This window comes from Pontibacter roseus DSM 17521 (assembly GCF_000373265.1).
GTDB classification, from domain to species: Bacteria; Bacteroidota; Bacteroidia; order Cytophagales; family Hymenobacteraceae; genus Pontibacter; species Pontibacter roseus.
The window spans coordinates 315,431-329,633 of record NZ_KB890765.1 but is presented as its reverse complement, the minus strand read 5'-3'; the positions used below and the strand labels follow the sequence as shown (position 1 = coordinate 329,633).

The 14,203-nt window shown below is 54.0% G+C and carries 11 protein-coding genes; all 11 read left to right on the top strand.

Annotated features, from left to right (window positions below; all coding sequences use genetic code 11):
- Positions 1 to 2: 2 nt before the first annotated feature.
- Positions 3 to 707 (top strand): ABC transporter ATP-binding protein, encoded by a 705-nt coding sequence (locus B051_RS0112930; protein ID WP_018478628.1) that lies wholly within the window; start codon positions 3 to 5, stop codon positions 705 to 707.
- 2 nt (positions 708 to 709) lie between these two features.
- The gene (locus B051_RS0112925) at positions 710 to 1,951 is read left to right on the top strand and encodes an ABC transporter permease (protein ID WP_018478627.1); all 1,242 of its coding nucleotides are present in this window, start codon (positions 710 to 712) and stop codon (positions 1,949 to 1,951) included.
- Positions 1,948 to 3,126: an ABC transporter permease gene (locus B051_RS0112920; protein WP_018478626.1), complete on the top strand. Its 1,179-nt coding sequence runs from the start codon at positions 1,948 to 1,950 to the stop codon at positions 3,124 to 3,126. The genes B051_RS0112925 and B051_RS0112920 overlap by 4 nt, the downstream gene beginning before the upstream one ends.
- Positions 3,127 to 3,181: 55 nt before the next feature.
- Entirely contained in the window at positions 3,182 to 4,561 is a 1,380-nt protein-coding gene (locus B051_RS0112915; protein ID WP_018478625.1) for a sigma-54-dependent transcriptional regulator, read from the top strand.
- The gene (locus tag B051_RS0112910) at positions 4,545 to 5,846 is read left to right on the top strand and encodes a sensor histidine kinase (protein ID WP_018478624.1); all 1,302 of its coding nucleotides are present in this window, start codon (positions 4,545 to 4,547) and stop codon (positions 5,844 to 5,846) included. Before B051_RS0112915 ends, B051_RS0112910 begins: the two co-directional genes overlap by 17 nt.
- A gap of 285 nt (positions 5,847 to 6,131) precedes the next feature.
- Positions 6,132 to 6,344 (top strand): hypothetical protein, encoded by a 213-nt coding sequence (locus B051_RS0112905; protein WP_018478623.1) that lies wholly within the window; start codon positions 6,132 to 6,134, stop codon positions 6,342 to 6,344.
- Positions 6,345 to 6,828: 484 nt separating this feature from the next.
- A complete protein-coding gene (locus tag B051_RS0112900) occupies positions 6,829 to 7,602 on the top strand; it encodes a polysaccharide biosynthesis/export family protein (RefSeq protein WP_018478622.1) in 774 nt (257 codons plus the stop codon).
- A 4-nt stretch (positions 7,603 to 7,606) separates the two neighbouring features.
- On the top strand, positions 7,607 to 9,979 hold the full coding sequence (locus tag B051_RS0112895) for a GumC family protein (RefSeq protein WP_018478621.1): 2,373 nt from the start codon (positions 7,607 to 7,609) through the stop codon (positions 9,977 to 9,979).
- Positions 9,980 to 10,083: 104 nt separating this feature from the next.
- On the top strand, positions 10,084 to 11,622 hold the full coding sequence (locus B051_RS22005) for a lipopolysaccharide biosynthesis protein (protein ID WP_071594886.1): 1,539 nt from the start codon (positions 10,084 to 10,086) through the stop codon (positions 11,620 to 11,622).
- Between the two features lie 15 nt (positions 11,623 to 11,637).
- Positions 11,638 to 12,831: a glycosyltransferase family 4 protein gene (locus tag B051_RS0112885; RefSeq protein ID WP_157578851.1), complete on the top strand. Its 1,194-nt coding sequence runs from the start codon at positions 11,638 to 11,640 to the stop codon at positions 12,829 to 12,831.
- A 24-nt stretch (positions 12,832 to 12,855) separates the two neighbouring features.
- Complete coding sequence (locus tag B051_RS0112880; protein WP_018478618.1) at positions 12,856 to 14,154, top strand: O-antigen ligase family protein; 1,299 nt, start codon at positions 12,856 to 12,858, stop codon at positions 14,152 to 14,154.
- Positions 14,155 to 14,203: the final 49 nt, after the last annotated feature.

Below are 14,203 nucleotides of genomic sequence, written 5' to 3'. Positions count from 1 at the left end.
CTATGATTACGTTAAAGAACATCGAGAAAGTCTACCAGACGAAGACCATCGAGACGGTGGCGCTGCACAACGTCAACCTACACATCCCCCAGGGGGAGTTTGTGTCCATCATGGGTCCCTCCGGCTGCGGCAAAAGTACGCTGCTCAACATCATGGGGCTGCTGGATGAGCCCACGGATGGGCTGGTGGAGATAGCCGGCACGCCCATTGGCAGGTATAAGGACAAGGAACTGGCGCAGCTGCGCAACCAGAAAATCGGGTTTGTGTTCCAGAGCTACCACCTCATCAATGACCTGAGCGTGCTCGACAACGTGGAGCTGCCCCTCCTCTACCGCAATGGCGTGTCGGCCGCCGAGACCAGGCGCCTTGCCCTCACCGCTCTGGAAAAGGTAGGCCTGAGCGCCCGCACAAAGCACTATCCCAGCCAACTCTCCGGCGGACAGCGCCAGCGCGTGGCCATTGCCCGTGCCCTCATCGGGCAGCCGGAAATTATACTAGCCGACGAACCGACCGGTAACCTGGATTCGGTGATGGGCGAAGAGATTATGAACATCCTGCTGCAGCTGAACAAAACGGACGGCACCACCATTGTGATGGTGACGCACGACGAGAACATGGCCCACAAGACCGAACGCCTCATCCGCTTCTTTGACGGGCAGCAGGTATCCGATGCCAAGACTAACGCCTACGAATTCCAGAAGGTATAGCCATGCTGAAGAATTACATCAAAATAGCCTGGAAGGTGCTCTTGCGCCGCAAGTTCTTCACCTTCATCAGCCTCTTCGGCATCAGCTTCACCCTGATGGTGCTCATGGTAGCCACCTCCCTCTTCGACCATACCTTCGGACCGCAGATGCCGGAGCGCGATATGGACAACCTACTGTTCGTCAACGTGATGCGCGAAGAGCACGAAAAAGGTTACTCGAGCAGCGGCCCGGCAAGTTACCATTTCCTGGACCGCAACGTGCGCACCCTGCAGACACCCGAACTGGTGTCCATCAACTCGATGTTCTTCCAGGTGAACAGCTACGTCGACAACCGCAAACTGGCCCTCGACATCAAGTATACCGACCGTGAGTTCTGGGACATCCTGGAGTTTGAGTTTCTGGAAGGAGGCGCCTTCGGGCAGCAGGAAGTAGCCGGTGCCAGTCGAGTAGCCGTCATCAATGAGAGCACCCGGAACCAGTACTTTGGCGCAGGTGAGGCCGTGGGAAAGACCATAGAAGTGGACCAGGTTAAGTACAAAGTGGTGGGTGTGGTGAAAGACGTGCCCGTCCTGCGCATCAACTCCTATGCCGACATTTGGGTACCCATCACGCTCAAGAGCCAGGATTTCAATAAACCAGGACTGCGGGGAACATACTTCGCTACCATCAAGGCGAACAACCCGGCGGATATACCCGAGATAAAGGAGGAATATGCAGCCATGCTGCAAGAAGTGGAGCGCCAGCACCCGGAGAAGGGCACCAAACTTTCCTCTTTCCCTGACACGATTCTGGAGGCCTTTGCCCGCACCTTCTTAGGAAATGGAAGAGAGTCCGGCCTGGGCATATTCTACGGTATACTCGCTGGTCTGGCGTTTCTGTTCATGCTGCTGCCCACCATCAACCTGGTCAGCATCAACATCAGCCGCATCATGGAGCGCTCCTCCGAGATTGGGGTGCGCAAAGCCTTCGGGGCCTCCTCCTCCACCATCATCGGGCAGTTCATCGTTGAGAACGTTTTCCTGACGCTGCTGGGTGGTCTGCTTGGCTTTGGGCTGTCGGCGGCGGTTCTCAAACTCATCAACGATAGCGGCGTGATTGTGTACGCTGACCTGGGTCTCAACCTGCGCGTGTTTGCCTGGGGACTGCTACTCAGCCTGATTTTCGGTTTGATTTCCGGGGTATACCCCGCTTATAAAATGTCACGCTTAAAAGCCGTAGAGGCACTGAAAGGAGGCTCCAAATGATACGTCATCTGTTTAAACTGATTTGGAACAGGAAGAGAAGCAACTTCCTGCTCATGACCGAAATCTTCTTCTGCTTCCTGGTGCTGTTCGCCGTCCTGAGCCTGGTGGTATACAACGTGCGCAACTACAACAAACCGCTTGGCTTTGAGCATGAGCATGTCTGGCTGCTGACCATGCGCCCCGACACCGACTCAACCTCCCTCAACCGCCAAACCCTGGAGCAGATACTGCAACGCGCCAAAGGTTTTCAGGAGATAGAAAGCGTTGCCCTGACCAGCAGCAACGCACCGTTCGCCTTCAGCCAGATGTCGAACAACATTACGTACGGGCAGAAAAAGGTAGAAGCCAATCAATATGAGGTACAGGACGATTTTGACATGGTAATGCGGGTAAAGGTGAGCAAGGGCCGTTGGTTCGGTCCTGCCGACAATGCCTCGCACCACGACCCCATTGTGATTAACCAGGCGCTCAAACAGCAACTGTTTGGAGAAGAGGAGGCAGTGGGCAAACTTATACCTTTGAATGACTCCACGAATTACCAGGTGGTGGGCGTAACGGATTACTTCCGAGCAGGCAGTGAGTTCGAAGCGGAACAACCTAGTTTCTTTAGCCGCATCAACCTGCAGGAGGACCCTAATGCCTTCTGGAACGAGGTCCTGATACGGGTGAAACCAGGTATGGGCGTGGCGTTTGAAGAGAAGATGGTGAAGGAATTCGCAGGTACAGCGAAAGGCTGGGCCATGGAAGTAGCCACGCTGGAGAAGATGCGCCAGAACAAGGCTAAAATGGCCAAAGTCCCGTTGATTGCCCTGGGCATCATCTGCGGCTTCCTGATATTCAACGTCGCGCTGGGCCTGTTCGGAGTGCTCTGGTACAACATCAGCCGTCGCAACAGCGAGATTGGCCTGCGCCGGGCGCTCGGGGCCTCCTCCGGTCAGGTATACCGCCAGTTCATTGGCGAGGTGCTGGTGCTGGCTACCTTCGGCCTGCTGCTCGGTGTGGCCTTTGCGGTGCAGTTCCCGCTCTTACAGGTGTTCCAGGTCGAGTCGGGCGTCTACTTCATCGCCTTAGGTATAGCGGTGGCTACCATCTACTTGCTGGTGGTGGGATGCGCCTTCTACCCAAGTCGTCAGGCAGCTGCCATCCATCCGGCCATGGCGCTCCACGAGGAGTAATAGCAACTTATACCGAAAAACTTTATCTTTATACCTGATTCAGCAGCCAGATTCCATGATTCTCATAATCGACGATGACCTAGCCGTACGCGCCTCGCTCAGCATCCTGCTGAAGCAGCATGGCTTCAAAACGAGAGAGGCCGCCTCTCCCAAGGAGGCGCTGGAACTGGCGCAGCAGCATGCCCTGCAGCTGGTCATCATGGACATGAACTTCTCTATCGAGACAACCGGGCACGACGGGCTGCAGCTGCTGGCAGCCTTCAAACAGCGGCTGCCGCAGGTACCCGTCATCCTCATCACCGGTTGGGGTTCCATCAGCCTCGCCGTGGAAGGCATGCGCTTGGGTGCCGCCGATTTCATCACCAAGCCCTGGAGCAACGACTACCTGCTGCAGGCGGTACGAACGGCGCTGAGCCTGTCGCAACATCCACCTGGCAAAGACGAGGCGCTGACACGCAAAAAGCTGGACCAGCAATTCGATTTCCGCCACATCGTAGGCCAGGACCCACAGCTGCTACAGATACTCAAGCGCATCGGCCAGATAGCCCCTACCGATGCCTCCGTGCTCATTGAGGGAGAAAGCGGCACAGGCAAGGAACTGATTGCGGAGGCCGTCCACCGCAACAGCCTCCGCAAATCGCAGCCCTTCGTGAAGGTGAACCTGGGCGGTATAGCGGCCAGCCTGTTCGAGAGCGAGATGTTCGGCCATAAGCGTGGCGCCTTCACCGATGCCAAAGCCGACCGCGTGGGTCGCTTTGAGCTAGCCAACAAAGGCACCATCTTTTTGGATGAGATAGGCGAACTGGACATGAACAGCCAGGTGAAGCTGCTGCGTGTGCTCCAGGACCGCACCTACGAGGTGCTCGGCGACAGCCGCTCCCGCAAGCTGGACATACGCGTGGTGTGCGCCACCAACAAGAACCTGGAGCAGCTGGTGGAGGAGGGGAAATTCCGCGAGGACCTGTTCTACCGCATCAACCTCATCAAGGTGCGGCTACCCGCCCTGCGCGAGCGGCCCGAGGACATTCCGCTGCTCGTGCAGTTCTTTGTGGAGAACCTCAAGAAGACCTATCACCGCCCGGAACTGGAGATTAGCCCAAAAGCCCTGCAGTGGCTGAAGGAGCTACCCTTTCCGGGGAACATACGGGAGCTGAAGAACCTGGTGGAGCGTACCGTGCTGGTGGCGGAGGACGAAGTGCTCACGCCCAAGGATTTCCAGGCGCAGTCGCAACAGGGACCTGTGAAAGCCAGTGACAAATCGCTACCCGCCGTAGGCGCCATGACGCTGGACGAACTCGAGGCCTCCATGATAAAGAAATCGATGGCCTACTACCACAACAACATCAGCAAAGTGGCCCGGGCACTGGGCGTGAGCCGCGCCGCCCTATACCGTCGCCTCGAAAAGTTCGGCATCCCGTATGAACCTCAGGACTAAGTTCATCCTCTTTGCGGTAGTGGTGCACGGGCTGTTGGCTGCCATGGCCTGGTTCCTGCTGCAGGAGAACAAGCTGCTGTTCCTGGGTATGGAGGCGCTGGTAGTGGCATCCATCGTAATTACGGTACAGCTTTATGGTGCTTTTTTCAAACCACTCAACCTCATCCGGGCAGGTATAGAATCTATCCGCGACAAGGACTTCTCCACCAAATTCGTGCAAGTGGGACAGCCGGAGCTCGATGAGCTGGTGGATGTGTACAACCGCATGATAGACCAGCTGCGGCAGGAGCGCGTGGCGCAGGCCGAAAAGCACTACCTGCTCGAAAAAATCATACAGGCCTCCCCTGCCGGCATCATCCTGCTCGACTTCGACAACCACATCGAGAGCATCAACCCGGCTGCGGAGCGCTACCTCAACCTCCCGACGCAGGAACTCCTAGGCAAGCCGCTGGCAGAACTGCCAGAAACTTGGGCGCAGCAACTGGCGCAGGTGCAGGCAGGACAGCCGCATACCTTCCGGATGAGCGGCATCCGCACCTACCGCGCCCACCGCGCCCACTTCATCGACCGCGGCTTCCAGCGCTCCTTTGTATTGATAGAGGAACTCACCGAAGCCATCATCAAAAACGAACGCCAGGCCTACGAGAAGGTCATCCGGATGATGTCGCACGAGGTGAACAACTCCACCGGAGCCATCAACTCCATCCTAGATTCGGTTCAGTATTACACGCCCCAGATTGAGGAGGACCACCGCGAGGACTTCACCTATGCGTTGCAGGTGGCCATCGACCGCAACACGAACCTGAGCCGGTTCATGGCCAACTTTGCGGATGTGGTGCGGCTCCCGGCGCCGGTCAAGAAGCCCATACCGATGCAGGAACTGCTGCAGCGTCTGGAACGCCTCATGCAGCCACAGTTGGAGAAGCGGCACATTACCCTCTGCCTCAAAACTCCAGTTGAGCCCATGCATGTACCCATGGATGAACAGCAAATGGAGCAGGCGCTGCTCAACATCCTGAAGAACGCCATGGAGGCGGTGAAATCGGATGGTCACATTTGGGTGGAGCTTCAGCAGCAGCCTCCTCGCCTTTCCATAACAGATGATGGAGAGGGTATTCCGGAGCATGTGCGTCCGCAACTATTCACGCCGTTCTTTAGCACCAAGGAGACTGGGCAGGGCATCGGCCTGACCATGATTCGGGAGATTCTGCTGAGCCACGGCTTCTCATTCTCGTTGGAGACAAACCCACAGGGATACACTTTATTTTCTATCTTGTTTAGGTAGAGGCGGTTACCTCTTAACGTCTATTTAACCTGGATAGCGCAGGCAAGGCAGCCAACTTATTTATTTTACTGTGAATCAGCCGTATACCTGCATGCGACGGTTATTGAAGACACAGAATAGCACATTACTCACATAAACAACAGTAATCCTATCATTAGGCTGCATTATTTTTATAATACCCTAAATTTTTATCTGAAAATAACCTTTGTTTAAACTTTTTCGTAGCGCACATATACAACCTATGTTATAAATTTCTAAATTGGTTCTATCGTTAGTTTATTAAAGATGGAATACAATATTATAGTAGCACCGAACCTAGAGACACTGGCAACAGAGGTTGCCGTTCTATTCCCACAAGGCTGGAAGCTGAAAGGGGGAATTATTGAGCACCACAATGGCTTTTCGCAGCAATTAGTGCGCAAACCCATGGATAGGTTGAAGAAAAATAAACAGGAGCCGGTTGTGAGTAAGCAGCGCAGGACCAAATGGATTGAGTAGCAAACACATACAATATTTTCTTTTAGCCAAAGGCAAGCCACCTCCTTCAGCTGCATAGCAGTTGGGGAGGTGGCTTCGTTTTGGGCCGCTGGGAACAATGCTTCCTCACCCCGTCCCCTCCCTTTCATAGTGTATTCTGCTCACTCGATATATTTTGTACTATTTAAATACAAAAATTCACAGCTACACCTATCTGATTATTACACACTACAACATTACTCCGCATTTTGCATCAAAGTATAAAAAACTCAAGTGCCTAACAAACAAGCACTTAATACAAATTTTCATCTTTTTACATATTAAAACAACATAATATTTAAACAAATCAGAATCTTTTTCTGCCTTCGGTAGTATATATGGCTGATACAATTTTTTTGGGTATTTACAACCTGGCAGTTTCCGTTGTGAACCAACAAAGAGCCGACAGGTGCCCTACATCCCTAACTATCAGTCACAAAAGACACTACATCCTTAACCGAGAAACATGAGAAGAATCGTATACTTCCTACTCCTGCTAGTGAGTGCTTCTTCCTGCTTAAGCAAGAAAGAGCTGGTATACATGCAAAACAGCAACCTAAAGGAAACAGTACCTACCCCCATACCCTCTACTTACAAGCCCTACCAACTTCAGTCGAACGATGTGCTGTCTATCAAGGTACAAAGCTTGGAGCCTGAGATATCGAACATCTACAACATCATTCCACCTTCCAGCGCCTTTGGCTTTGCTGACCCCGGCACCATGTTCCTGAGCGGCTATACCGTAGACGAAGAAGGAAACGTGAACCTGCCGAACGTAGGCAAATTGAAAGTGTCAGGACTGACTGTCACCCAGACTCAGGATTTGATACAGCGCAACATCGAGCGCTACATCAACAATGCTACGGTGGTCGTAAAGCTCATCAGCTTCCGGGTAAATATACTGGGCGAAGTGACGCGCCCTGGCCAGTACTTCATTTACAATGAGCGGGCCACCTTGTTGGAGGCCCTGAGCATGGCCGGAGACCTGACCCGAGGAGCGAGCCGGGAGAACGTGAAGCTTATCCGACAGACGCCTACCGGCTCAGAGGTGGTCCTGTTAGACCTCAAAGACCCGAACCTGACGCAGTCCAGGTACTACTATGTGATGCCCAACGACGTGCTGTATGTGGAGCCAACAAAGGAATTGGTGAAACGCGACAACCTGGTATCGCTGAACGTGGCGACAGTAGCCTTGTCCGTTATCTCTACTGCCGTATTACTGCTGAATTATTTTAAGTAAGAAAATGAAAAGAAAGAATAAAGAGCACGAAATAGACCTCAGAAGCTGGCTGTTCAAGTTCAGGTCCAGATGGTATCTGTTCCTGGCTTTCACGCTCATCTCCCTGGCTGCTGCCTACGTAATGGTCAAGAGCTCCACCAAGATTTACGCCTTCCGCTCTACCCTGCTGCTGGGAGACCAGCACACGGGCTCCAAGAAAACGCAGGAACTCCTGAACCTGCTCGATGTGCAGAACAAGGGCATCAAGGTGGAGGATGAGATAGGTATACTGACCTCGGCCGACATGGTGCGCAACACCCTCAAGCGACTTGATTTTTCGGTATCCTATTACAAGGTGCCCAACCACTGGCTCAACAAAGCCTTTGACATGATAAAGGAGGAGCAGTATGACAACGCTCCCTTCCAGGTGAAGCTGGATACCTCCTCGCTCCAGTTGGTGGATGTGCCGCTGGAGGTGAAAGTCCTCAACAATAAGCAATATGAACTGAAGGTGAAGGCGGAGAATGGCGTCCTCTATGATTTCCATACCCACACCACCAAGCAGTATGTGTCTGGCGTGGAATACACCAAGGTGCTGGAGTTCGGGAAGCCGTACCAGGACAAGTACATCAGCCTGACCGTAAACCGCATCAACCCGGAAGAGAAGGTAGACGCCAAAAAGCATTATTTTGTGCTCAACAGCATGGACAGCCAGGTAGGGCAACACCTGGGCAGCCTGCACATCGAGCCGATTGAACGCGAATCGCGCGTGCTGGAGCTCAGTACCAAGGGCGCTATACCTGAAAAGCAGATTCTGTTCCTGAACACGCTCATGGACACCTACGTGGCCCGCGACTTGGAAGAGAAAAACCAGAACGGACAGAAGACGCTGGAATTCATTGACAACCAGATTGCGAGTCTGACTGACTCGCTCCGCCAGAGCAAGCAGGCGCTCTCCAGTTTCCGGTCCGCCAACCGCATTGCCAACCTAGATGTGCAGTCCAACATCAGCTATGAGAAGCTGGCGCAGTTGGAAATGGAAAAGTCGAAGCTGGCCACGGAGAAGCAGTACTATGTGACGGTACTCGACCAAATTGAGGATGACGAAAGTTTCACGCAGGCCGTTTCGCCGGCAGTGGCAGGTATACAGAACCCGAACCTGGCCAACCTGTTTGGCGAGTTGTCGCGCCTGAACCAACAGAAAGCGTCGTATAGTGTGAGCGCTACTGCTGATAACCCGCGTATCAAGGTGATTGACAGTGAGATAAAGAGCACGCGCAACGCCATCATCGCCAACATCAAGAACCTGGTGCGCTCCACCGACATCTCTATCGCCAACATCGACAAAAGAGTCGGACAGTTGGAAGGGTCTATCGCGAAAGTACCGGAGAACGAACGCCGCATGATGGACCTCCAGAATCAGGCCGACTTCGTTAGCAAGAAGTATGACTTCCTGATGGAGAAACGCGCTGAGGCGGCTATCTCCCTGGCAACCAACACTACTGATAAAAAGATAGTGGACAAGGCTGCCCTGTGGGGTGCCGGACCGGTGAACGTGAAGCCGAACATGATTTTCATGTTGGCTCTGATTATCGGTCTGATTGTACCGGCCGCGCTCATCGTGGTGCTGGACAACGTGGACAACACCATACAAGGCAAGAACGACCTCAACAACGTGACCAACATCCCGTTCCTGGGCGTGATTGCGCATGGCACAAAGGCAGACAAACTGGCCGTGAAAAACAACCCGCGTTCTGCCATCGCTGAGTCGTTCCGGTCTATCCGCATCAACTTGCAGTACCTGACGGCCGAATCTGATTTCAAAGTGATTGGGGTGACGTCCTCAGTTTCGGGGGAGGGAAAGACCTTCACCTCTGTGAACCTGAGCAGCGAGCTGGCTATGTCGGGCAAACGCACGATTCTGATTGAGTCGGACATGCGCAAGCCTACTTTCGGCAAGTACTTCAATGTACACAATGCGGCGGGCCTCTCCTCCTACCTAGGCCAGGGGCTGCCGCTAGAGGAGGTCATCCAAAAAACGGACATCGAGAACCTGGACGTGATTTCGTGCGGTCCGATTCCGGAAAACGCCATCAAGCTGCTGGAGCAGAAAAAGATGTCGGAGCTGATTAACACGTTGAAGCAGCAGTACGACTACGTGGTGATTGACACGCCTCCAATCGGGTTTGTGGCAGAGTACTTCATCTTGATGAAACACATGGACACCAACCTGTACGTAGTGAAGCACAAGTATACCAGCAAGGACATGCTCACGCAGGTAAACGAGCTGTATGCGGCCAAAAAGCTGAAGAATATCTACATGGTCATCAACGACCTGGACTACAACAACACGTATGAGTACGGCTACAAGAAAAAAGCCAGCTACTACTATGTGTAGGTTAGCCGAGTACGTACCTGATACAAAGAATAAATAAAAAAGGTGCTGTGGGCGAAAAGCTAACCCCACAGCACCTTTTTAACGCGTAATACCCGCCCATAGTAATGAGTAAGAATCTAGCCTCGAAAGCAGTCAGTGGACTTAAGTGGAGTTCGGCCGGCACCATAGCCAATGCTGTCATGCAGATTGGCTATACCTCCGTGATGGCTCGACTGCTAGCGCCGGAGGCTTTCGGTCTGGTGGCACTGGCAGGCGTATTGCTTCGCTTTGGCTACTACTTCGCCAACCTGGGCCTCAACCAGGCTATTGTGCAGAAGGAGGAGCTGACGACCGATAACATCCGGGCTGCCTTCACCTCCTCGGCCTTGCTGGGACTCGCCTTCACCATCCTCACCTGGCTGCTGGCGCCGTTCGCTATCATGATTTTCGACATGCCCGACGTAGTGCCGATTGTGCGGGTGATGACACTTGTCTTTCTGTTAGGGGGTCTGTCGGCCACGGCTACCAGCCTGCTGCAACGCAACATGCGCTTCAAGGAGCTCAGCATTGTGGAGACACTCTCGTATGTGGTGGCATACCTGGGGGTTGGCGTGCTGCTGGCCTACCTTGACTTCGGCGTATGGAGTTTGGTGTATGCCTCATTGGCGCAGTCCGCGCTGGTGGCAATAGGCGCCTATGCCATGGCCCGACACAGTGTGCTGCCCGTCCTCAGCTGGTCTTCCTACAAACCCTTGTTCGCCTACGGTAGCAAGATGTCCCTGATAAGCTTTTTGGAGTTCATTTACAGCGATTTGGCTACGCTCCTGATTGGCCGGGTGTTGGGCGCCTACCGGCTGGGTATTTACAACCGGGCCTTCATGCTGGTGAACCTGCCCATGTACAACCTCACCCGCACTGTGTCGCGTGTGGTGTTCCCGTCCTTCAGCCAGTTGCAGTCCGAGACAGAGAAGCTGGCCAAGGTATACCTGTCCAGCACCACGCTGCTGGCGGCCCTCATCATTCCGGTCTGCCTGGGCATCATGGTGGCTGCCCCAGAGATTGTGTATGTGGTGCTGGGCGACCAGTGGCTCGAGTCCATACCTGTGCTGCAGGTGTTGAGCCTGGCCATACCACTGAGCTTCATCACTATGTTCGCCGGCATCGTGTGTGACGCCAAAGCCGTGTTGAACTGGAAAATCGTGATAACGGTCACCCTGATTGTGGTCATCAGCGCGCTCTTCTTCCTGTTGAGGCAATATGGCCTGATTGGGTTTGGGTTCGCGCTGCTGATAAGCGAGTTTGTGCGCATTGGCATGTACCAGACCCTGATGAAGAAGATTCTGCACCTCTCCTACTGGAAGCAGTTGCGCATTTACCTACCGGGGCTTATGAATGGTGCCGTGGTGGCTATTGTAGTATACCTGATAAGCACGCTGCTGCGTAACCTGGAGTTGCCGCACCTGGCCATCCTGGTGGCGCAGATGGCGACTGGAGGCGTGGTTTTCCTGGTGATGGTACTGCTGTTCCCGCACAGTGTGCTCAAAGAGCAGCTGCACCTCATCCTATCCAAGGTAGGGGTGCAGGACAACCCGACTTCCTACTATGGCAAAATGCTTCTGAAGTATAGAAAGACATTGGTGAAAGAGACAGAAAGCGTATCGTAAAGAGAGATTTAGAAGATGACAATAGGTATAACTGGTCCGGTCGATATTCACAAATTGGCGTATGACTTTGGTGACGTAAAGCTTCCGGACACGCATACTTTCCCGCTCCCAACCCACCTGGTGAACGCCCTGCTGCGCCGAGGCCACAAGGTCATCGTGTACACCACCTCCGGCACCGCTGAGGCTCCTTTTGTGTTGGAGCGCGAGCAAATCACTATCTGCGTAGGCACCACCCGCCCCAAGCCAGGCAGGAGGTTCTTTGACCACGAGATAAACGGACTCAGCCAGCTCATGCGGTCATACCCGGCCGATGTGGTGCATGCCTTCTGGACCTATGAATTTGCGCTGGCAGCATTGAAATCCGGTTTGCCGACCATTGTTGGCATACACGACGTGGCCGGACGTATCCTGCGCACGCAGTTCGACATGTTCCGGCTGGTGCGCTGGGGCATGAACCTCAAAACCATCTGGACGGCGAAATACCTGGCGGCCAACTCCGCCTATACCTACCAGCAGCTCTCCAAGCGCACGCAGCAGAAAACGACGATTATCAACAACTTCTACTCCCCTGAACTGGAGCAGGCCCTGAAACATCCCATCATCAAACGCAACAGCATCGTGACCGTGACCATGGGCTTTACCGCTCGCAAGGGAGTACCCCGCGCGCTGCACGCCTTCGCCAGGCTCCGCCAGCAGTTCCCCGATTTGGAGTACCACCTGATAGGCGCCGAGATGGAGCCCGAAGGTCCGGCGCAGCAGTATGCTCGCCAGCACGGACTGGAAGCAGGCGTGCGGTTCCTGGGGCCGCTCCCGATTGACGACCTGATACAGCACGTGGCCGAGGCGAGAGTAATGCTGCACCCATCGGTGGAGGAATCGTTTGGCATGGCCCCGCTGGAGGCCATGGTGGTGGGCACGCCCGTAGTGGGAGGCTGCCACAGTGGCTTCATACCGCACCTGCTCAACCAAGGCGAGGCCGGCCTGCTCTGCGACGTACAATCCCCTGACGCCATGGCAGACAGCGTGGCGAAGCTGCTGGCTGACCCTGTGTTCGCAGATGAGCTGGCGCAGAAGGCACGGGCGTTTGCTCATGACAACTTTTCGGAGGAGGCCGTAGTACAAAGACACCTGGAACTGATGAAACAGGTATACGACCGGCACAAGCGATTCAGCAAGTCCTCGGACTCCGTCAAAACAGAGGCCGCCTGACTCAGGTTTTAGCGTTCCCATACCATGAAATTAAACTATACCTTCATATTTGCCCTTCCCCTGGTGCTCATCGTGTTGATGGACCCCATCTGCCTGGAGCTGATAGCGCCGCACCGGGAAGACCTGCAGGGTGCCCTCCAGAACATGCTGGTGAAAGGCACCACGGCCATCGCCTTTCTGTACAGCGCCCTGCGCATACAGCGCATGCAGCCCTTTATGCGAGTGGTCTTCGTGCTGGTGACGCTATACCTGTTCGCGCTGGTTTTTGAGTCCTATTACAAGTATGGCACGCCCATGGTATACCCGCACGTGTTCCAGAAGCTGTTGATTTTCTACTATACCTTCTTCATGTACACCTTCTACAAGAAGCATCATTACTTCGAGTTGAAGCACGTGGTATACCTGGTCGTCATCGCATTTGTCCTGAACATCGGCCTCATCAACTCCCATGCCCTCAGCATCTCGGCGTTCACAAACCACGAGCGGGGGGTAAACGCCTCTACCATGTACCTGCTGGTGATTCCGTTTCTGTACTTCATGGGGCGCTACCTGATAAAGGGAGGTTTGTTCTTCCTCGTCATGACCTTTGTGGTGCTCTTCGCCATCATCTTCTTCCAGCACCGCACGGTGTGGGTTTGCTCCATCATCATTCTGGCTGTCTATGCTTTTCTCGTCAAGTTTAAGGGCAACATGTCGGTTAACCTGGGCAAGCTGATTCCGGTAGCGGTCGTGATGACGATTCTGGGCATTGTGGCCAGCGCCTTCGTGTTCTCTATCTATCCCGAGATAATCGACAAGTTTGCGGAGAACTTCTCTGACATTGAGAACTATGACAAGCAGGGCACCGGCGGCTGGCGCTACCAGCAAATCATGTCCTACGTGCCGTTCATTCAGGAGAACTTCGTGTTCGGGATGCGCTTTGAAGGATTTGAGCTGCCCATCCAGTTTTACCGCGACGACCTGAACGCCCCGGTGTTTGAGGACGGCATGGGCCACTTCTTCCACAGCTTCTATGTGGAGGTGCTGTTTTACCTGGGTGCCGTGGGCATGTTGCTATACCTGATGATGCACTTTTACATGATGAAGAAAGGCTTTGGCGCCAGGGCGCTGGATGAGAACCAGATTCTGCTGCTTTCGTTTCTCAGCAGTGGCATTGTGTATGGCTTCTCCTATGTGTTGCCTTATTTCTTCTACGCTGTGCTAGGTATGGGCATTGCCTACATGGAAAACAAAGCCCAGGGCAACGAGAGCTTTTTGCCGGATTTTGCCCGCCGCCGCAGGGAGCGACTGCAGGCGCTGCGGGGCAGGCTGCAACCTCACTAAATAAAGTAACTTCTTTTCGGAATAGCAGTACAACCATATTGAGATATTT